Source organism: Rosettibacter sp. KY25 (assembly GCF_057554405.1).
This window is the reverse complement of sequence record NZ_BAAJAO010000006.1, coordinates 92,841-115,159: the sequence shown is the minus strand read 5'-3', so window position 1 is coordinate 115,159 and position 22,319 is coordinate 92,841. Positions and strand designations below refer to the sequence as shown.

13 protein-coding genes are annotated in these 22,319 nt (G+C 30.2%); 6 read left to right on the top strand and 7 right to left on the bottom strand.

Going from position 1 to position 22,319, the window contains the following annotated elements; translation table 11 throughout:
- Positions 1–168: 168 nt before the first annotated feature.
- From AC27L2_RS05605 to AC27L2_RS05580, 6 genes are all read left to right on the top strand, one after another.
- Positions 169–7,239, top strand: coding sequence for a lamin tail domain-containing protein (locus tag AC27L2_RS05605; RefSeq protein WP_487210719.1), 7,071 nt, complete (start codon positions 169–171; stop codon positions 7,237–7,239).
- Positions 7,240–7,548: 309 nt separating this feature from the next.
- Positions 7,549–8,487, top strand: a complete 939-nt coding sequence (locus AC27L2_RS05600) for an integron integrase (protein ID WP_487210718.1) — start codon at positions 7,549–7,551, stop codon at positions 8,485–8,487.
- A 173-nt stretch (positions 8,488–8,660) separates the two neighbouring features.
- Positions 8,661–9,104, top strand: coding sequence for a DUF6790 family protein (locus AC27L2_RS05595; RefSeq protein ID WP_487210717.1), 444 nt, complete (start codon positions 8,661–8,663; stop codon positions 9,102–9,104).
- Positions 9,105–9,371: 267 nt separating this feature from the next.
- Positions 9,372–9,974, top strand: coding sequence for a hypothetical protein (locus AC27L2_RS05590; RefSeq protein WP_487210716.1), 603 nt, complete (start codon positions 9,372–9,374; stop codon positions 9,972–9,974).
- Between the two features lie 925 nt (positions 9,975–10,899).
- On the top strand, positions 10,900–11,922 hold the full coding sequence (locus AC27L2_RS05585) for a hypothetical protein (protein ID WP_487210714.1): 1,023 nt from the start codon (positions 10,900–10,902) through the stop codon (positions 11,920–11,922).
- A gap of 186 nt (positions 11,923–12,108) precedes the next feature.
- Positions 12,109–12,450: a signal peptidase II gene (locus tag AC27L2_RS05580; protein WP_487210712.1), complete on the top strand. Its 342-nt coding sequence runs from the start codon at positions 12,109–12,111 to the stop codon at positions 12,448–12,450.
- Positions 12,451–13,173: 723 nt separating this feature from the next.
- On the opposite strand, the gene AC27L2_RS05575 is transcribed toward AC27L2_RS05580, so the two are convergent.
- The 7 genes from AC27L2_RS05575 to AC27L2_RS05545 form a co-directional block, all read right to left on the bottom strand.
- Complete coding sequence (locus tag AC27L2_RS05575; RefSeq protein WP_487210711.1) at positions 13,174–13,584, bottom strand: acyl-CoA thioesterase; 411 nt, start codon at positions 13,582–13,584, stop codon at positions 13,174–13,176.
- Positions 13,585–13,605: 21 nt separating this feature from the next.
- The gene (locus AC27L2_RS05570) at positions 13,606–16,416 is read right to left on the bottom strand and encodes a tetratricopeptide repeat protein (RefSeq protein ID WP_487210710.1); all 2,811 of its coding nucleotides are present in this window, start codon (positions 16,414–16,416) and stop codon (positions 13,606–13,608) included.
- A gap of 237 nt (positions 16,417–16,653) precedes the next feature.
- On the bottom strand, positions 16,654–18,153 hold the full coding sequence (locus AC27L2_RS05565; protein WP_487210709.1) for an MBOAT family O-acyltransferase: 1,500 nt from the start codon (positions 18,151–18,153) through the stop codon (positions 16,654–16,656).
- A gap of 28 nt (positions 18,154–18,181) precedes the next feature.
- A complete protein-coding gene (locus AC27L2_RS05560) occupies positions 18,182–18,415 on the bottom strand; it encodes an acyl carrier protein (RefSeq protein WP_353678482.1) in 234 nt (77 codons plus the stop codon).
- Positions 18,415–20,148: an AMP-binding protein gene (locus AC27L2_RS05555; RefSeq protein ID WP_487210708.1), complete on the bottom strand. Its 1,734-nt coding sequence runs from the start codon at positions 20,146–20,148 to the stop codon at positions 18,415–18,417. Before AC27L2_RS05555 ends, AC27L2_RS05560 begins: the two co-directional genes overlap by 1 nt.
- 3 nt (positions 20,149–20,151) lie before the next feature.
- Complete coding sequence (locus AC27L2_RS05550) at positions 20,152–21,558, bottom strand: SGNH/GDSL hydrolase family protein (RefSeq protein ID WP_487210707.1); 1,407 nt, start codon at positions 21,556–21,558, stop codon at positions 20,152–20,154.
- Between the two features lie 26 nt (positions 21,559–21,584).
- Entirely contained in the window at positions 21,585–22,295 is a 711-nt protein-coding gene (locus AC27L2_RS05545) for a GDSL-type esterase/lipase family protein (RefSeq protein ID WP_487210706.1), read from the bottom strand.
- Positions 22,296–22,319 lie beyond the last annotated feature (24 nt).

The following is a 22,319-nucleotide window of genomic DNA, read 5'->3' as shown; positions in this document are numbered from 1 at the left end:
TGAAAGGTCAGGCTTCAATACTTATTTTTAATTGTGATATAATATTTCAACGAGGGTAAGCTAAAATTCTTGATGAAATTTTTGCTTGGATTTTATTTTAATAATTTTTAAATAACATCGTTAATAATTTATCTTGGGGCATTAGCAGGGCATTTTGAAGTTCACTCTATGTCAAACATAAAGTGTATTTCAATATTATTTTTGATTTTGGAAATTTCTGTTTTTGCTCAACAAACTTCTCCTCTTACATTTAGTGAAATTATGTTTTATCCTTCCGAATCAAACGGTGAGTTTGTAGAAATTTATAACACATCTTTAACTGACACTGTGGACCTCTCTGGTTATAAATTCAAATATTACACTTCTTCGAATAATAATATTGTTTCATTTATTAGCGGAACAAAATTAGCACCTCAAAAATTTGCAGTAATTATTCAAGGAAATTATGATTTCAACAATGGAATTTATAAAACATTAATCCCTCCAGATGCAATTGTATTGAAAATCAGTTCAAATAATTTTGGTTCTTCTGGAATGGCTAATACAACAAGCAGAACAGTATATTTAATTAATCCTGCTGGACAAATTGTTGATACTTACACTTATTCTGCAGATAATTCAGCTGGCATTTCGGATGAAAAGATTATTTTGAATAAAGATAATTCTTCATCAAATTGGCAAAATTCTATTAAGACTCATGGAACACCTGGTTTTAAAAACTCTGTCTCTCCAACAGATTATGATTTACAAATTAAACTGCTTAAAATCGAACCACTTATTCCTCGAGCAGAAGATTCTTTAAAAATTACCTTAGCAGTTTTTAATAAAGGTAGATTAAGTGCGAACAATTTTTCTGTAAATATTTTTAATGATGTGAATCATGACTCTGCAGCACAATCAGAAGAAAATATTTTTTATCAAGATTTTTCCGAATTACTTAGTGGTGATTCTATTATAATTCATAAATCAGTTTATGTTGAAGCGCCAGGTAATTATTCATTTGTCGCAAATGTTAATTTTATTAATGATGAAGTTACAGAAAACAACAGTGTGATTATAAATGTAACAGTTACTGAAAAATTATCTTTGTATAATGATGTTGTCATTAACGAAATTATGTATGCACCAATTAATGACGAACCCGAATGGATTGAACTTTATAATCGCTCTAATAGAAGAATTAATTTGAAAAATTGGAAAATCGGGGATAACTCTTCTTCAGTTGTAATTTCTGCTAATGACATATTTATTGATTCCAACCAATATTTAATTATCAGCAAAGACGCATCAATTAATAATTTTTATAGCATAACTTCTCAATTGTTAATAAAATTATTTCCAACATTGAATAATACTGGCGATGAAGTGATTTTAAGAGACAGCGAAGGAAGAACAATTGATTCTGTAAAATATAATCCTTCATGGGGTGGAAGTTCAGGCAAATCACTCGAAAGAATTTCTGCAAATGAAAACAGTTTGTCATCTTCGAATTGGGGAACCTCGATAAGCAAGGAAAAAGCAACTCCAGGAAAAATTAATTCTTTAACCAAGAAAAATTATGATGTCGCAATTATCTCTGTATCTGTTGAGCAGCAATTAGTTTATGCTAATCAGCCTTTGAATGTAAAATCTGTAATAAAAAATGTTGGAAAAGAAAGCGCATCAAATTTATTACTAAAAGTTTATGATGATAAAGAAGGCAATTCAATTATTGATGAAAATAATTTAATTGTTACACGGAATATTGAGTTAATTAATCCTGATAATCAAATTGAAGTAGAAGTTGTGATTGATTCAATTAAAGCCGGTAAAAACAATTTTATCTTTTATCTAAAATATGAATTAGATGATTTTACTGATAACAATCTTTTTATCTTATCTGTTAATGGAATCGAAGTAAAAGAAAATTTATATGATGTTGTTATAAATGAAATAATGTATGCTCCTTCCGGAGATGAACCAGAATGGATTGAATTGTTCAATCGTTCAGATAAAGTAATTAATCTTAAAAACTGGAAGGTTGGAGACAATTCAACTTTTACGGAGATTACCAAAAATGACTTTGAACTGAATCCGTATGAATATCTTGTAATAAGTCGTGATTCCTCAATAACTAATATCTATACTTCAATAACAAAATTAATTGTTTGTTCTTTACCGGTATTAAATAATTCAGGAGATGCAGTTATAATAAAAGATATTTACAATCGAACAATAGATAGTTTGAGATATTTTTCTGATTGGGGAGGAAATGGTGGAAAATCACTTGAAAGAAAAAGTGCAGACTTAAGCAGTATATTGAAAGAAAATTGGAGCAGTTCAATAAGTAAATACAAAGGAACGCCAGGTAAAATAAATTCTATTTCAGAAAAAAATTTTGATTTGGAAGTTAAGTCATTTTACAGCAAATCAAATTATGCCGAGATTAATAAGAGTATAAAGTTAAGAGCAATCATTAAGAATAATGGAATAAAAAAAGCAGAAAACTTTAGTGTTAATCTTTATAAAAAAGAAAATCTTCTTCAGAATATTAAAATAGTTGAATTGGAACCTGGCAGAGAATACGAAATTGAATTTGATGTTTATGATATTGATTTAGGAAATAATCAATTTGTTGTAAATATTTTTTATCAACAGGATGAATTCGAAGAGAATAATGAAAAAGTAATTAGTGTAAATGGAGTAAAAATAAATGAAGAGAGAAATGATATTGTAATAAATGAAATCATGTATGCGCCAATATCACCAGAGCCAGAGTGGATAGAACTATACAATCGAAGTGAAAAAGAGATTGACATAAAAAATTATCAGATTGGAAATGAAATAAACAAAAGCTCAATAATTAAAACAAGCAAAGTAATAAAGCCAAAAGAATACGTTGTAATATCAAAGGATACAAACATATATTCAATTTATTCTGGATTGAAGAATGTGGTGATAAGCAACTTTCCAATTTTGAATAACAATGGAGGGATGATAGTAATAAGTGATTCATTGGGAAGAGTGATAGATTCAGTTTATTACAGGCCATCATGGGGAGGAAGAAATGGAAAATCATTAGAAAGAATTGATGTTAATGTTTCTTCTGTAGATTCAAGTAATTGGAAAAGCTCATTAGAAATTAGAGGTACACCTGATAGAAAAAATACTGTTTCAGCAGCAGATTATGATTTAGAAATTACTTATGATGGGTTATCTCCCTCCACACCAGTAATTGGAGATACTATAATTATAAAATTTAAGATAAAGAACAAAGGCAAATTGCCTGCAGAAAATTTTTCTATTCAGATTTTTAATGATGTGCAATGCGATTCAATTCTAAAAGAAGATGAATTAATTCAAACAATAGATTATTCTTTTCTTAATTCTAATGATTCACTAATTATTAATTATAAAACAGCTGCAAGTGTAATTGGCGAAAATTGTTTGATATCAAAAATTATTTTTAGTCAAGATGAAAAAATTTTTAATAATTATATTCATATGAAATACAATGTATTAGAAAAGCCGAGAAAATATAACGATGTTGTAGTCAATGAAATAATGTATGCTCCTTTGGGCGATGAGCCGGAATGGATTGAATTGTACAATTGTTCAGATGAAATTATTAATCTAAATAACTGGAAAATTGGAGATAAATCATCATTCACAAAAATTATTGCACGAGATTATAAGTTACAACCAAAAGAATATTTAGTAATAACTAAGGATTCATCAGTACTAAATTATTATTCATTTCTCTTTCGACTCATCAAATGTTCTTTCCCAACTTTGAATAATACTGGTGATGCTGTGGTCATTAAAGATTTATATGATAGAACTATTGATAGTGTAATGTATTTCCCAAATTGGGGAGGAAACAATGGAAAATCACTTGAAAGAAAATCTGTTGATTCAAGCAGTAATGAAAAATATAACTGGAGCAGTTCAATAAGTAAATTTAATGCAACACCGGGAAAAACAAATTCTATTTCACAGAAAGATTATGATGTGGCTATAGAATCATTTTTTAGTAAATCAAAATATGCAGAAGCTGGGAAAAGTTTAATTATATCAGCAGTTATAAAAAATTTAGGTAAGCAAAGAGCTGAGAATATTGAAGTTCGTCTTTATAAAGATGAGAATCTTAATAACATTATTGATGAACCAGTTATAGAAGAAAAAGAAATTTCACTTATTGAAGTTAATCAAGAACTGCAAAATGAATTCACCATATCAACTGTTACTTTAGGAATAAACCAATTTATTTTATCAGTTAATTATTCATCTGATGAATATGATGTGAATAACATTGCTTACTTTGAAATTAACGGCGTCAAAATAAATGAAGAGAGAAATGATATTGTAATAAATGAAATCATGTATGCGCCAATATCACCAGAGCCAGAGTGGATAGAACTTTATAATCGAAGTGAAAAAGAGATTGACATAAAAAATTATCAGATTGGAAATGAAATAAACAAAAGCACAATAATTAAAACAAGCAAAGTAGTAAAGCCAAAAGAATATGTTGTAATATCAAAGGATACAAACATATATTCAATTTATTCTGGATTGAAGAATGTGGTGATAAGCAATTTTCCAGTTTTGAATAACAATGGAGGGATGATAGTAATAAGTGATTCATTGGGAAGAGTGATAGATTCAGTTTATTACAAATCATCATGGGGAGGAAGAAATGGAAAATCATTAGAAAGAATTGATGTTAATGCTGCTTCTGAGGATTCAGTAAACTGGCAGAGTTCAAAACTTGCTAAAGGTGGAACACCAAACAGAAGCAATTCTGTATCAAGAAAAAATATTGATGTGGTAGTAGTTAGTTATACAATTCAGCCAGAAGTTCCAAATGTTGGTGAAAATGTTAATCTTACTATTTACTTCGCAAATTATGGCAAGTCTTCAGCAGAAGCTGATTTAATTATTTATGAAATAAAAAGTAATGGAAGAGAAAAAATCAAAGAAATAAAGATTAATCATTTGCTCCCGGATACTCATCAACAATATGAGATAAAAAATTTTATTCCAAAATTAATTTCAAAAAGAAAATTAGAAGTAGCATTAAATATTATTAATGAAGCAGATGAGGATACAACAAACAATAGTATAACTTTCACAATTTTTCCGGGTTATGCTGCAAATTCAATTTTAGTAAATGAAATTATGTATAATCCAATTAACGGTGAGCCTGAATGGATTGAAATATATAACACAACAAATTACGATATTGATTTGGAAGGCTGGTCAATTTCTGATGTACTAACAAATCCAACTAAGACGAAAATAAAATCCGGAATAATCCCTAAAAATTCTTTTGCTGTAATTTCAAAAGATTCATCAATAATAAATTATCATAAAACTGTTCCTTCAGAATTAATCATCAATCAGTTTGCTAATTTAAATAATGATGCCGATGGTGTGGTGATTAAAGATTATTATGATAAAACTATTGATTCTGTTTTTTATGATAAAAGCTGGGGTGGAGAAAATGGCAAATCACTTGAAAGAAAATCTCTGTTGGTTTCATCTTTAGAAAAAAATAATTGGGGTTCATCATTAGATATTGAATTAAGCACACCATGTAGAGTAAACAGCATATCAAAAAAAGCAAATGATTTGGTATTAAGAAAAATATTTACTAAACCAGAATTTCCAGTTCAAGGTGATGAAATAAAATTACTTGCAGAGGTAATCAATTATGGATTGAGTATGATTCAAAATTTTTCTGTTAAGTTTTATCTTCAGAAAGGAAATGAAAAGATATTCTATGATGAAGTTTATGGAGAAAGTTTATCTTCAGGTGATTCTATTGTAATGCCGTCTAATAAAAAACTGCTTTTTAGTGATGACATTAAGATATTTTGTAAAGCAATCATGAATAATGATGAAGATACATTGAATAACTATTTGGAAAAAGAACTTAGAGTGAGCAGTCCCGCTAAATCTGTCTTAATAAATGAAATTATGTTCAACCCTTTTGAAGGTGAATCAGAATGGATTGAAATTGTAAATGTTTCTAATCATCCAATTAATTTGAAGAATTGGTATGTATCTGATTTGATGCCTTCACCAATTAAATCAGTAATTACAAAAGAAGATGAATATTTACAGCCAAATGAATTTGCTGTATTAACAAGTGATACTTCAAAATATCTATACAATCATGCGGGAAAAATATTTCAAACTAAATTTGGAACATTGAATAACACTACTGATGGAATAATTATTTATGATTTTAATGGAAGAATGATTGATAGTGTTTTTTATAATTCAAAATGGGGGAACAAAAAAGGTTATTCACTCGAAAGAATTTCTTTTACAGCATCATCAACAGACAGCACAAATTGGTTAATATCATTAAGTAAAGATGGAGCTACGCCGGGTTATGAAAATTCTATAAACAATATATCGACTTACAAAAAGAATTCAATTGTAATTAATGAAATAATGTATGAACCAGAAACAGGCAATTCTGAATTTATCGAATTTTTTAATACTACGAACGATACAATTCAAATTGGCGGAATGAATTTAATGTTTGGAAAAAATGGTAAAACTAAATTGTCGGATACATATTTGTTAATTAAGCCAAACTCATTTTTTGTATTGGCAAATGATTCTTCAATTTATAAAAATTATACTTCATTGCAAATTGATGATGTAATAATAATCAATAATTCATTGTCTCTTTCAAATGACGGCTGTGAATTGATATTGAAAGATATTAAAGGAAATACAATTGACTCAGTCTATTATTTGCCGAACTGGCATAATAAAAATTTATTGAATACAAAAAACAAATCTCTGGAAAGAATTAATCCATATTTAGATTCGAATGATAAAACAAACTGGAGTACATCAGTAAGCAAAGAAGGAGCAACGCCACTAAAACAAAATTCAATTTATACAGCAGTTGTTAATTCAGAATCGAAAGTTACAATTTCACCAAATCCTTTCTCCCCGGATAATGATGGATTTGAAGATTTTACAATAATTAATTTTGATTTATCATTCAAAATATCTCAAGTAAGAATTCGTGTATATGACAGCCAAGGCAGATTGGTTAGAACTCTTACACACAACATGCCCGCTGCTTCACATAATACAATTATATTTGATGGACTTGATGATAGTGGCAGACCACTCAGAATCGGGATTTATATTTTGCTGATAGAAATTGCAAATGAAAATGGTAATACTGAAGTAATAAAGAAGCCGATTGTTATTGCAAGGAAGTTGTGAAAGTGCTTTATTACACAATTACAAGATTACAAAATTGCAAGATTGCGGGATTGTGGTTGCAGGTGACGGAGTGGAGTAATGGAATGATGGGAAGTTCCTATTTTAAAATTTGTTAAGTGATTAAGTGTTATTGAAACCGCAATGTTCGCAAAGAAGTCGCAAAGGGTATAAAGATTTATTTTATTTGATAGCTTACAACTGCTAATTGCTTATTGTTTATAAATCGAAAAAATGTTTTTGAGTTTTTAAGATTTTTTCTATATTGCTCAAGGCAATGAGGGAATACATGTGAGCACAAGCCAGAGTAATATGGCTGACAAACCGAAGCTCTTCGATGAGGTAAGGTTTACGCTGCGGGCAAATCACTACAGCAAAAAAACGGAAGAGGCATACATCAGTTGGATAAAGAGATATATTCTTTTCCACAAAAAAAGACATCCCAATGAAATGGGTGCTGAAGAAATAAAAAAATTTATATCATTCCTTGCAAATGAGAAACAAGTTTCATCATCTACACAGAATCAGGCATTAAATGCGATTTTATATCTTTACAAAAACATTATTAAGAAAGAAATAAATTTTGTTGATGGACTAAGTTATGTAAAACGAGTAAGACATTTGCCAGTAGTATTTACAAGAGAAGAGGCTCAAAAAGTAATAGCAGAGTTAGAAGGAATGGTTCAGTTATTTGTAAAAATGTTATATGGGACAGGAATGAGACTAAGTGAAGGTTTACAACTAAGAGTTAAGGATATTGATTTTGAGGCAAGACAAATTATGATTAGAGATAGTAAAGGTGAGAAAGACAGAAAAACAATATTACCGGAAAAATTAATAGAGCCTCTTAAGGATCATATAAGAAAAGTAAAGAATTTGCACTTGAAAGATTTACAAAAAGGTTTTGGTTTTACTGTTTTGCCGTATGCATTAGAAAGGAAATATCCGAATGCATCTAAAGAATTTATATGGCAATATGTTTTCCCTGCCAAAAGTTTTATTTATGATAAAGAAAGAAAGTTGAAGTATAGATACCATATACATGAATCAGTTATTCAAAAAGCAGTTCGAAGTGCAATACAAAAAGCTGAGATAAATAAGCAGTCAAGTGTACATACATTCAGACACAGTTTTGCCACGCACTTGCTTGAAAGTGGTGTAGATATCAGAACCATACAAGAATTATTAGGTCATAGTTCAATCAGGACTACAATGATTTATACACGTGTAATGCATAAATTGTCCGCTTGATAATATTTTATAATAGGGTGTTGACTATGTGGAAAATATTTTTTGAAAAGTGCGAAATTATTCAAAAAAAGAACTCAAATTTGCAATATATTATGCAGAACCGCCAAGCATACTATACGGAATTTTGGCGGGTTAAATAATAGTTAGGTTTTACTTGGATAGGAGATAATATTATGATTTATATCATATCATATTTCATTGGCTGGATAATTGGAATAACATTTTATTTCGTAAGCCCAGAAAATGGGTTTATAAATAGTGTTTTATTATCACATTTGGTTTTTACAGTTGGATTTTTTGGCATATTTAATTTTATAGGGCATTCCCTTCTCAGTGAGAAAGTTGCAAAAAGTATTGGTTGGATTTCAAATGGATTTCAAAAAGAGCTTGGCTATGTATCTTTGGGAATCGGTATCTGCGGAATAAGTTGTTTCTTTTTCAGAGATGCATTCTGGCTTGCAACTATAATTCCATTATCAACTTTTTTATTTGGAGCTGCTTTTCTTCATATTAAAGAAATTATAATAACAAATAATTATAAACCCGGAAATACCTGGATAATAATTCCAGATTTTTTAATGCCGATCACACTTATAGTATTATGGCTATTGAAATAGGAATAAGAGCTAGAAATTACAACCAGTTTATTAGTAATACATTTTTGTAAAACCTAACCAGCAACTCAAAGCGACCGCGTTTTCGATGTGGTCTAATTGAGTCGCATTAGGGTTTTGCTTTTCAGAGTAAGTTTGTTGTTAAAGTTGATTTATAAAACGAAGTTGATTTTAGAACAAAAAAGGTAGTTGCCGTAAGCGTCAATATAGTTATGGGCGGCGCTTTAGTTGCAACGCCGTTAGTTTGCTAGAATTAATCGAGTATAAATTATGAAGAGAAGGATTTATGCAACATATAGAAAACGTGAAGTGGACAATGGTAAAGAGATTTCTTTTTACTCGGCAATTTATAATGGCTGGCTTACAACAAGATTAGAACATGATAAAAGTATTTTAACACTTGCAACTTCCGCAATAGGATTATTAATTACTTTACTAATAACCAAAACTAGCGTTGACAGAATAGAATTGATATTATTTTTAGCTGCATTAGTAGCATTTAGTATCTCGGCACTTTTGGCATTGCATATCTTTGAAAAAAATTCTGATTTACTTGAAGCAGTGGCGAAAAATCAAAGTTATGTTAATGACGATAAGAAGTTAAAACTGTATGATAGGATTAAAAAATATTGTTTTTACATCGGTATAATTCTCACTTTCATTATTGGACTTAACTTTGGTCTAACTAAGATAAAAGAGGTAAATATGGCAAAGGATAATTCACAAATTAACAAGATTATTAAATCTGATATGAAGAAGAGTTTTCAAGGGGTTCAAAATTTGAAACCTGTATCCGGTAGTAAACCAACTGGTAATTCTTCCAGTTCTTCTGGTAATTCCGGTTCTTCTAAGTCATCTGGCAATAAAAAGTAATGCAAACTAACAAGCGCCTCAACAGCGACCGCGTTTTCGATGTGGTCTAATTGAGTCGCATTAGGGTTTTGCTTTTCAGAATTAGTTTGTTGTGTAAAGTTGATTTAGGTCTTTAAATTGATTTACAAATTAAAGTTGCGTTGACAAAACCGTCATTGTTGTTTTGGGCGGCGCTTTAGTTGCAACTTCGTTATGTGGCTAAATGGAGATGTATATTGGCTAAGGTAATAAGTTATGGAAAAGAAGTTGAATTACGAGAATATATAAAAGATGAATTAGCGAAATCTGATCCATCAGTATTCGAGATGTTGATAGATCTATTGATTATTTCATGAATCTTACTGTATCATTAAGTGGAATGATAACTCTTTTATATGAGAAAATATTATTAACCGTTGATGACGTTAGAAGAATTAATAAATCGCAAGAAATTAATATAATAGATTAGAGAAAGGTTTATTATATCGAAGCAATGTTCAATAATAATATATTGATTGAAATATAAATATGAGTAGAGATAGGATATGTAGAATTATTGGCCTAATCCTAATAATAATATCAATATTATTGTTATTTGTTATTTCAGATAACTCTGAAATGTTGTCATTTGTTGCTGGATTCTTGTTTGGGCTAGGACTTGGGTTCCTATCATCTGGAGAGAATGTTCTATTGTTTTGGAAATCTTTTATTAAAAAAAATGATAACGCAATATAACCAGCAACTCAAAGCGACCGCGTCTTCGACTTGGTCTTTTGATGTGGTAATTGGGTTTAGCTTTTCAGAGTTATTTTGTTGTTCAAAGTTGATTTATAAATAGAAGTTGATTTTAAAACAAAAGAGGTTGTTGCCCAAAGTGTCATCGCAGTTATGGGCGGCGCTTTAGTTGCAACGCCGTTATGTAGCTTAAATATTATACGAGGTAATAATGGTTTTATTTAATGAAAATAAAAAATATTATGAATTTGCCTATTCAAAAGAAGAAGATATTGAGAGAGACGTAATACAAAATTCACAACTATTTTTTGGTGATAAATCAATATTTATTGATGCAAAACGCAAAATAGATTCAAAGTTTATCGGTACAACAATACCAGATGGGTTTCTGTTTGATTTTTCAGAACCGGATAATCCAGAATTTTATATTGTCGAGGTTGAACTTTCCTCTCACGATTTTTACAAACATATTTTTCCACAAATCACCAAATTTTTTGCATTCTTTAAAAACCAACAAAGCCAGTCAGAGTTAATTGATAAATTATTTTCAATAATAAATTCAGATAGTAATTTAAAACGTGAATTCAAAAAAAATATTGGCGAAAAAGAAATCTACAAATCAATAAAGGACATTGTAAAAAATTCACAAAACATTTTACTTGTAATTGACGACGAAAAGGATGAATTGCCCGAAATAATTGATACTTACACAGATACTTGGGGTAAAATGGTAAAACTTATTATTCTAAAAAAGTTTTATTCTGGTAAAGAATTTCTTTTCTCATTAAACCCTGACTTTCGCGATATTCAATTTGCTGATGCTGACTCAATTAAAAGAACCGAAAGTGAATCAGAATCTAATTACACTGAATTAGACCACCTAGATAATGTTACTGATAATGTTAAGAATATCTATACTTTACTAAAATCAAAAGTAATATCTCTTAATTCAAATCTTATTTTTAATCCTCAGAGGTATTATATCTCGATTCGTTCAGATAGAAACATTGCTTTTATCAAGGTTCGTAAAAAGAAAGTTAGAATCATTGTAATGCTGCCAGAAGATGAAGTAAAAAATATTATAAAGAGTTACCCAGTTGTAAGTTTATCTGCACCTGTTCAAAAATTTTATAACGGTCCATCTTGTGCAATTGATATTGAAGATGATAAATACCTTGATGAAGTGTTAAAAGTATTTAAAGAGAAATTAAATAAAGATGAAAACGCTACATAACAAGTGCCTCAAGCCAAAAGCATTTTCGCATTTGTCATTTGTGTAATTATTGTCTTTGTTCTTCCGTGTATTGTTGCTTTGTAAAGTAGTTCTATTAAATAAATGTTTTAAAATTATTGGCAGTTATTTATTAAGCGGCACAGTTGTTCTGGGGCGCCACTTATCGGCAGCGCCGTTATGTGATAGATGAGAAATATAAAATTCTCTAAAATATTTATAGAAAATACCAAACAAATAGTAAGCTTACTTGTATTGGTTTCGTCATTGATAATTATTGATCAAGTTACTAAATCATTGGCTCAAAAGTATTTGGAAAATTCAACGAGTATTGTGATTATACCAAATTTTATAAGTCTACATTTTGTTCGAAATGAAATCACATATATACATCAGTACATTTTATATTTCATTCTGAGTGTCATTGTATTTCCAGTAATAATATTTTATTCTATTAAAAAATCATTTTCGAGAGGAATTATAATTGGACTTGCATTGCTGTGGAGTGCAGTTATTTCAAACAATTATTAGATGCTTTCTTGCTAGGTTATATCCGCGATTTCATAAAACTACACGGAGTTGCAACTGGAAATATAGCAGATCAGTATAGAACAATTGGTTTATTAATAATAATTGTTGCTCTTATAATCAAAGATGAAAAAAAACTTAATTCAAAGATTATTGTGAAATTGCTTTTTTCAATTATCATTATTTTGGCTCTACTTATTTTATATTGGAGATACCTTGCAAAGAGTATACCTATATGAAACAGTAAAACCACTATACCCGCATCTTTAGCCTACAACGTATTTGCACTCGGCATTTTACAAATTTTAGAGTTGGTCGTTCCATTTCAGAAATATTGTTCGAGGCAGTCTTGTCATGAAAGTTCTTTCTAATATTTACTATCATGTCGGTATTGTTTGCTTGATGCTGCGGCTTGCAGCACCGTTATGTTTACAAAATATGAAGAAAACCATCGTTGTAATGTTTTTTGTTTTTCAAATTCATTTTATGCACCAACAAATGATTTATCAATTTTATTAGAAATTGGTAGAGCTAGGGATAATGATGTAATCTAAGTATTGTCAGTGGTATTGGTGCTGGTCACAAGGCGTGGGAATCAGGTTCATTATTTAGGATAGGCTTAGAATACAAATGCAGAGTATGTGATACAAAAATTTCTTAGGAAGGATAAAAAGAGTGAATAATTAGTAACGATATTTTCAAGAAAGTAATTTCAATTTTTTGTTATTAATAATTTTCTTGCAAATGATTTTTTAGTTTATCATACAATTCTTTCGGCAGCTCACTTTTATTGAAATTACTCTTTGAAACACAAACATGAACAGTCTTCGCAGTAGCAGCAAGCTCATTCTTTTGTCGATAAACTTTATAACTTAATTCAAAGGAAGATTTTTTTATTTTGGTGACATGAATTTCAATTTTTAATTCGTCGCCAACTTTTATTGGTAAAAAATAATCTGCTTCTGTATGCAAAATTGGAAGAACATAGTTATCATCAAAGAAAAAATTTCTTTTCATGTTCAAACTTTTCATAAAGTCTTCGTATGCTACATGCAAATACTTAAATAAATTTCCAAAAAATATAATGCCTGCTGGATCAGCATCAAAAAAATATGTTTTAATTTTTGTTGTGAACATTTTTTGAACTCATATTTTTAATTAAAATACATTCCAGTAAATTGACAATTGTGCAGAAAAATATCTGTAGCTCGATTCATCACGCGAAGTGCTGCCCATTCCAACTTTGCCGCTTATTAACAAATACTTTATTGGTTGATAGAAAAATTCTGTGTGTCCTTCTAAAGCTAAAAATTTATTTCTTGGAATTATGCCAACTTTTCCTCCAAGTGTAATTCTTAATTCTTCCTGATTTTCTAAATCATGGTCAATCCAGATGGAGTGAGATTCAAAATTTTGAGGTGAATAGTAATTTTGCACTTTTAGTTTGTAATTTGTGTAATAATATTCATAACCTGCTGATAAATCTTTATAAAAATATTTTCCAATTCTTAACATCAAATCATTCCCTTCATTTTCATCTGAAACAGATATATATTGAAATGAACCGCTAAGCTTTAAGCCATTATTATGTCTGTAATATCCTTCTATTCTGTAAAGAGAAGAGTAATATCTCTGGTCAATTAAATAAGGAGAATAAAGTATGAGTGCTGCATCTGAATTTTGATAAACAAAAGCCATTGAAATTGTGTCTTTTTTTTCAAATCGAATGAAAGCATCTCTTTCATTTCTTGCTAAAAAGCCTCGAGCATTTGTTGTTCCAAAACCTGCTCCTGCATTAAGATATTTTGATAAACGAAATAACAAATGTCCTTTTAATGTTCTGAACTCTCTCTGTCCCGTAAAATTATAAGTCGAAATTATATCTTGATTTAAAATTTCTGCATTTGCTTTTAGTTGGGAATGAATGAAAGAAATTCCAATTGTAAAAAAGTTTGTTACACCTAAATCAATTCGTGAACCGAATGACAATATTTTAAAACCAAGATTATCATTATAAACTTGAGCAAGGGGAGCCAGTCCAACATAATTTGGAAATGTTTCAAGAATTGCAGCTAAACCTGTAACAGGCAGCCATTTTTTTCTCAGCTTAATCATTTCTACTTGAGTTGAATCGAGCTGCCAGTTTTCAAGAAGATTATTATAAATTGTTCTTGCAGAATCATGTTCACCTAATTTTGCAAAAGAATCACCAAGATACATTTGTGCTTCTAAGTCAGTTGAATCCTGTTTTACAAGTTCTTTAAATTCTTTGACGGCATTAAGTGAATCTCCCATTGCATAATAAACTTTTGCTCTTTGCATTGCTGCATCATAATTATAATTTGTAGCAAGAACCTGATTATAAGTTTTGAGTGCATCTTCATATTTTTTTGCACAGAAAAGAACATCTCCATATTCTTTGAGAATTAAAACATTTGGTTCAGCTTTGGAAAGATATTCTTCATAAAATGGTAGAGCTCCGCTGCAATCTTCGGCTATAACTTTTTTTCTTCCTTCTTCAAGTATTGCATAAAGTTTTTCTTCCTCTTCTCTCATTTTCTGCCAATCAATATTAGATTGAAGTTTAATCACTTCATCATTAGCAGGTTCTATTTCTTTTGCTTTATCGGCATACTTTTGAGCTGCATCATAATCTTTTTGAATTAATTTAAGAGAACCCATTGCAATATTAGCTTCAAGATTATTTGGTTTTGCTTTAAGAACATTTTGTAAATATTGTTCTGCAAGTTCTATATCTCGATTAATCCATACAGATACTTGTGCTCTAAAAAGTTGATAGTCAAGATTGTCAGGATAATCTTTCAATAATTTGTCTATTATTTCAATTGCTTTGTCAAATTCACGATTCCATGCGGATATTCTTGCATAACGATAAATTAATTGCGGGTCTTTTTCATCAGGATATTTTTCAAAAAATTTATTAAGCAAAACCATAGCGCTGTCATAATATTGAAGATTTTCATAATACTGAGCAGCAGCTTTAATTGCTTCTTTGTCGAATTCATTGATTAATAATTTTGCTTTTGCTTCATTTAATCTTTGCAAAAAAATTTCTTCTCTTAGTTTAAGAACCTGTGCCCATTTGTCTTTATATCTCTTGTCTTCTGAATGAGTAAGCGAAATTATCTGAAGTTGTTGATAAGCTTCTTCATATCTTTTTGCTGCAATTAATTCATCAACAAGTTTAAATCGTGTTTCAACATCTTCAGGTTTTCTTCTTAAAATTCTATAATATCTATCGATTGGATATTCTTTTTCAAAGGCTCTTGGATTTTGCTGCGTAACATAAGCTTGTTTTGTTACCATATCCAATCCATCCTGAGCCTCTTTAAAAAATGGTTTAATGCTGAGAGCTTTTTCAAAAGCTTGCTTTGCAATAGCATATTTAGCAAGCCACATAGTAAAGTAACCATAACGACTCCACAACCGCCAATCTTCAGGATATCTTTCAACATATTTTTTTAGAATTTTTTCTCCTTTAGTAATACTTCCGGTTTTGGCAAGTATTTCAGTGTAACGAATAATTTCATCTGGTGATGCGTTATCATCGCGCTTTAGATATTCATCATACCATGCTTCTGCTTTATCCCATATTTCCATCCATCTGTATGCTTTTCCAATTTCAAGATAGTTTACAGGATTTTCAGGATTAATTGCTATTTCTCGTAAATGTCCTTCAATTTTTTTATTTAGAATTGCATACCATACTTCCTGAACTCTTCTGAGATTATTCTCATATTCTGATTTTTTAGCAGGATTTTTTTCGAGTGCAATTGCACGTCTGTAATCAAGAACAGCATTTTGGTATTGTTGTCTTTTTTCAAAACAAATTGCACGAAGATTATATCCATCTGCTTGTTGTGGAAGAGCTGAGATATATTTATTCAATTGGTCGATTGCTTCGCCGTATCTGCCCGCTTCCATGTGAGATAAAGCTGCTTTTTTCAAAATATCAACTTCGGAATTCTGAGAATAGCAAATTGAAGAAATTATGATATTAAGAATAAGGAATAAAAATCTAAGTGATTTCTTATCCATTCAATGAAAATTTGTTGTCAGTTTTGTTAAAAACAAACTTATTAAAAATCTTCTAAAAATTATAATTAAAAGAATGAAAGTGTAAGAGTAATTAGTTGTTAAGTGTTTATTGTAATTAAAAGCTAAAGACAAATAATTAATAAAATTTTAAAACTGGAAATAAATAAATGGTTGAATGTCTGCAGATTTAAATTGAGCTGCAATCCAGATTGCAATAACAAGTATTATAACTTTTCCAGCAACAGGAACTTTAGCAATAAAATTAATTGCTTTTGTTTCTAACCTTGAAGGCATGAAATGGAAAAAGTAACCAATCACAATTAAACTGAAGATTAATGGAAGTCTTTCAACAAATTGAATAAAAACTTCTCCATGAAAGAAAGTAAAAATTTGTGAAAGCATATCAAATACTGTTTGAATATCTGTGCTTCTGAAAACCATGAAAGAAATTGCAACAAGATGAAATGTTATAATAGTTTGAATGACAGTAAGAAATTTCGTGTTATTGATTTTTAATAATGTAAAGAATTTTGTTTTTGGTTTTTGAATCAATAGAGCAAATGACATCATAAATCCATGCATTGCACCCCAGTAAATATAATTCCAGCCGGCTCCGTGCCATAATCCGCAAAGTAGAAATGTAATGAAAATCCCAATCATGTTTCCATAAACTCTGAGATTTCTATATTTCATTTGCAGTGGTCTGAACAAATAATCAAGCAGCCATTTTGAAAGTGAGATATGCCATCTTCTCCAGAAATTTGCAATACTTGTTGCTTTGAATGGATAATTGAAATTTTCCATTAATCTAAAACCAAGCATTAATGCTATCCCAATTGCCATATCGGAGTAACCAGAGAAATCACAATAGATTTGAAGAACATATCCATAAACCGCAAGCAAGTTTTCAACTCCAGTGTATCTCAATGGAAAATCAAAAACTCTGTCAACAAAGTTTATGCTGATATAATCTGCAATCACAACTTTTTTGAACAAGCCGATTATGACAAGAAAAATTGCTCTGCCTATATCTTCTTTTGATAGATATAATTCTTTATTAATCTGTGGAAGAAAATCCGAAGCTCTGTCAATTGGTCCTGCTAAAATATTTGGGAAGAAAAAAACATAAAGGCAAAAATCGCGAAAGCTGTTTGTAGGTTTTAGTGTATCGAGATAAATATCAAAAACATAGTTGAGCGATTTGAATGTGTAAAATGAAATTCCTATTGGAAGGAAAATATCAAGCGGCTGAATTTCACTTTTTGCAATATCATTAATAATCTGGATTATAAAATTTGTGTATTTGAAGTAGCTGAGAATTCCAAGATTGACTATGAGAGAGAGAATTAAATAAAACTTCTTTTTGGAAAAATTTTCTGTCGATGCAATCCATTTGCCGAACAAAAAATTTACAATTGCGGATACAATTAGAATCAGTGCATAATAACCTGCTGACTTATAATAAAAGTAAAATGAGAATAGAATTAAAAATATAATTCTTACAGAATTGTTTTTTGAAAAGAGATTATAAAACAGCAGGAAAAAAAAGAAGAGAATTAAGAATAAACTTGTACTGAAAATTAATGGGTCATCAGGAATATATTTTAATTGATACAAAATTTTGTTGAAGTCAAAATTAAACTGCATATTGATTCTGGATTAGTGGTTGAAGAATTTATTTACCAAGTTTTGAGTCAAGAAGTTTTTGCAAATCGCCAACGCACTTAAGTCTAAGCAATTCGTAACTCTTAAATTTTACTTTGAAATGTTCTTCTATTGCAAGTATGATATTTATATGATTTAATGAATCCCATCCGGGCACTTCCGGAGCAGTAGTTTCATCTTTAATATCAAAGTCATCAAGATTAAGTTGTTTTAAAATTACCTGCTTTAATTCTGGTGATATCATTATCTACTCCATACTTGTAGATCAGTTTTGCTTAGTAATCTTTCTTTATTTGTCTTTCTGCTTGGTTTTCCAGATGAACTTTTAATAAGCCATCTTGGAGGGACAAGATAAACTTTATGAATTACAATGTCGATGCTCATTCCTGCTTTTAATATTTCTAATCTAATTTTATTTTTTTCTTCATCAGTTTGAGCATTTGTTTCTGCTACAACACTTACGAATTCAGTTCCCATGTCTGGGTCTTCTTCACCAAATGCAATAACTCTCCCAGGTATAACACCTTCAACATTGTTTACTGCATCTTCGATATCTTCTGGATAAATATTTTTTCCAGCTACAATTATAATATCTTTTTTTCTTCCAATTATGAAATATTCATCATTGTATCTGAAACCATAATCACCAGTGAAATACCAGCCATCCTGAACAACTTCTGCAGTTTTTTCCGGATAATTTCTGTAGCCATCAAATTGAGAAATAGATTTTACAGCAACTTCGCCAACAAATCCATCTGGGAGGTCGTTTCTATTATCATCAACAATTCTTGCACTGCATCCGTCAATCAGTTTGCCGGAGGAAACACAAATTCTTACAACAGAATTATCATCTGCAAATTTTACTATTCCTTTTGATAATTCATTTCTGTCAACTGCAAGTTCAGTAATTTGTTTGCCTGGTTCTGTAACTGTTACACCGAGTGTGGCTTCTGCCATTCCATACAAGCAGGCAAGTGCAAGAGGATTAAATCCATATTTTTGAAAACGATTAACAAATTTTTGATGACTGTCGTGCCTTATTGGTTCTGCAGCATTAACAATAATTCTTAAACTCGATAGGTCAATTCCCTGAAGTTCTTCTTCATCAATTTTATCTGCAAGAACATTGTAAGCAAAATTTGGAAGAAATGACATTGTTGCTTTTTCTTTTGTAATTGCTTCAAGCAGAATAACTGGAGCCAAGACCCATTCAAACGGGTCAAGCTGAACAGTTGTGATTCCATAAGCAAGCGGGATATGAAATGCAGCAATTAAACCAAAATCATGATAAAGAGGAAGCCAGCTGCATGCTTTGTCGTTCTCAGATAATCTGAAAGCTTTTCCTAAATTTAATACATGATTTAATACAGCACGATGAGAAAGCACAACAGGTTTTTGAAGTCCTGTTGTTCCAGATGAATGCTGAAGAAAGGCAGCATCAGTATCTTTAACTTGATTTGCAATTTCTTCAATTTCATTATCAAGATTTTCGTCAGTTGAATTTGATAAATCCCATTCAAGTGGAAAGAAAACAGATTTTATTGTGCTTTTGGGATTTTCAATTAATGGTCTTATGATTGAATCAAGTTCTCTTTCTGTTAAAATGTAATCAAGTCCTGAACGCTGTGACATTCCTTCCAGTCCTTGCCTGAATTTATCAGGGTGAAGTCGAGGATTCGGGTAAGCTAAAATAGCAGGCAGTGCACCTATTCTGGAAATTCCAAGATAGAGAGGATAGAATAATGGATTATGTCTTATGATAATTGCACAAACTTCACCGGGCTTGATGCCAATTTTTTTCAAGTGTTGTGAAAATTTTTTTGCAGTGTCAATTAAATTTTTGTAAGTCCATCGGTAAGGTTCTTGACCTGCAACCCAGTGAACAACTGCTTCTCTATCTGGATATTTTTCTGAATTTAATTTCCACCTTTTCCAGAGAGTATTTGCTTCTTCGATATTGAAATAAAAATCTGTCATATTTTATTTGAACTCTTCCATTAATGAGTTGATAAATAATTGAGCAATTTTTGCTGCTCCCTGATCATTGAAATGAACGAAATCTCTGTAAGCAAGAGGTGGATTGGCATTAACCCATTTTGCCATAGAATTTTCTCCACCCATTGCATCGAACATGCTCCAGAAAGCAATATTGTTGTTCAATGCAATTTTTTTCTGTGCATCAAGCAATTTGAAAACAGCCGGATCCGTAACAAAGTTTGAACCTTTTTTCATTGCTTTATCGTGAACACCAATCAATATTATCGATGCTTTTGGAAAAACTGATTTGAATGTATTAATCACTTTTGACATTTCTCTTTCATACCAATTATAATCTGTTGTTGTTGAACCGAGTATGTTCAAACCAAATTCGAATATGATTAAATTGTAATCAAGATACTTGGCAAATTCTTTTAGAACAGAAGGATTGATTTGATTTATATCCACACCTGAATTACCACGAAGCGGGAAATTATCAACATAAATTCCAGATTCATTTTCTAAGCTTACTCCATAAACATAAGCTTGTTCTGGAATCGGGAATTCTATTCGAATTGATTTTGCTTTAGATACAGGTTTTAAAATTAATTCCTGAATATTATTCCCTGGTTTCAATTGTGCAGTTTGTTTAGCTCCTCCATCAAATGAGTAAAAGATTTGAGAATTTTTTGCATTTGAATAATAGAGCTTAACAACAGAAAAATCTTTTAGTGTTTTTCTTGCATTAGTAGTTTCATATTGAACCCATGAATTTCCTTTTGGGACAGCAACTTCTCCGCTTATTCCAAATGGTAGTTTTTTAGGATTGTTTGTGTAGATTGATGCACTTTCCCAGTTATCAGAAAATGTATGTTTTGTTGTAATTCTAAAGTTTATATCCTGCGAAACAATTCCAAGCCATCCTACTGCATTTCCTCCATATTTTTTTTGAAGAGCTTCACGAATGTCTGCTGTAATTAAATCTCCTTCAATTATTGAATCTCCATAATGAGCAATTCTAACAGGCTTTGATTTAATATTTTTTAATGCATCAAAGAAATAAGAAAGCTGCTGTGTATTGCCGATGATTTTAACATTTTGTCCTTGCGCAGGGAAAAGAAAATTAAGATTGTCTTTTACTGTTTCAATTATCAAAGAAAGAGAATTAAAAGAATTTGCTTGTAATGTTTCGGTTTTCGAATTAATCAGATTGTTCATTAAATTATTTTGTGAAGATTCCTGCTTGCTTGAACTTGATTCATCTGAACGGATATCAGAAAAAATATCAATAGTCTTTAGTTTGAATCCAGCAATATCATAATCAATTTTAATAAATGATATCAGATATAAAATAATTATTGTGAAGCCAATAATTATTAATGGTTCCTTTATTTTATTTTCGTTCTTCATTTTTTGACCCAAAATTTTTTGTATAATTACATTTTATACTTAAGCAAAATTTTTTCTACTTCTTCTGCCCAAATTTTATAACCTTCTGCATTCAAATGAACACCATCCCAGGTTACATCAGGACGCAAAAATTTATCGCTTGTTGATAATTTTGAATTAATGTCAATGTAATCAATGTTGTTTTTTCTTGCATAATCATAGAGCAGTTTGTTCAGCTTATCAACTTCTCGATTTCTGCCTGCATTAATTTCAGGAGTTCCTCCAAAATCTTTTGCATAATCTTTTGCAGCATAAGTAGTAGATTGAATAACAGGAATAATTCCTTTTGATTGAAGTGCCGTGATTATTTTTAGGTAATTATTATAAATCTCTTCCACAGGAGTCCAATTATAAATATCATTTAAGCCGCCAAGAATAAAGACAATTTTTGGTTTAAGACGAAAAACATAATTTAATCTTGCATAAAAACCAGGAAGTATATCTCCAGGAATTGCACGAACAACAACATTAGGTCTTCCTAAAAGTTCACTCCAATTTGCACCAGCAGTTATTGAATTACCAAGCATTACAATATCTGCCTGCTTTGTTTTGTAAATGTCGAACATTGCAGTTTGCAAATTGTAATTTGGATTGCTTTTATATTTTTCTGTATCATTTTTTTGCTGCGATAATAAATTCTGAGTAACTATAAAGAATATAATTATCAGGTTGAATGTAATATGTGGTTTAGGTTTCATAAGTGAAAAAAATTAGTCAAAAAA

Coding starts and splice junctions, on each gene's coding strand:
- AC27L2_RS05560 (WP_353678482.1), bottom strand. CDS start 18,415: ATGATATCACCAGAATTAAAGCAGGTAATTTTAAAACAACTTAATCTT.
- AC27L2_RS05605 (WP_487210719.1), top strand. CDS start 169: ATGTCAAACATAAAGTGTATTTCAATATTATTTTTGATTTTGGAAATT.
- AC27L2_RS05585 (WP_487210714.1), top strand. CDS start 10,900: ATGGTTTTATTTAATGAAAATAAAAAATATTATGAATTTGCCTATTCA.
- AC27L2_RS05555 (WP_487210708.1), bottom strand. CDS start 20,148: ATGACAGATTTTTATTTCAATATCGAAGAAGCAAATACTCTCTGGAAA.
- AC27L2_RS05565 (WP_487210709.1), bottom strand. CDS start 18,153: ATGCAGTTTAATTTTGACTTCAACAAAATTTTGTATCAATTAAAATAT.
- AC27L2_RS05590 (WP_487210716.1), top strand. CDS start 9,372: ATGAAGAGAAGGATTTATGCAACATATAGAAAACGTGAAGTGGACAAT.
- AC27L2_RS05595 (WP_487210717.1), top strand. CDS start 8,661: ATGATTTATATCATATCATATTTCATTGGCTGGATAATTGGAATAACA.
- AC27L2_RS05600 (WP_487210718.1), top strand. CDS start 7,549: ATGGCTGACAAACCGAAGCTCTTCGATGAGGTAAGGTTTACGCTGCGG.
- AC27L2_RS05550 (WP_487210707.1), bottom strand. CDS start 21,558: ATGAAGAACGAAAATAAAATAAAGGAACCATTAATAATTATTGGCTTC.
- AC27L2_RS05575 (WP_487210711.1), bottom strand. CDS start 13,584: ATGTTCACAACAAAAATTAAAACATATTTTTTTGATGCTGATCCAGCA.
- AC27L2_RS05580 (WP_487210712.1), top strand. CDS start 12,109: ATGAGAAATATAAAATTCTCTAAAATATTTATAGAAAATACCAAACAA.
- AC27L2_RS05545 (WP_487210706.1), bottom strand. CDS start 22,295: ATGAAACCTAAACCACATATTACATTCAACCTGATAATTATATTCTTT.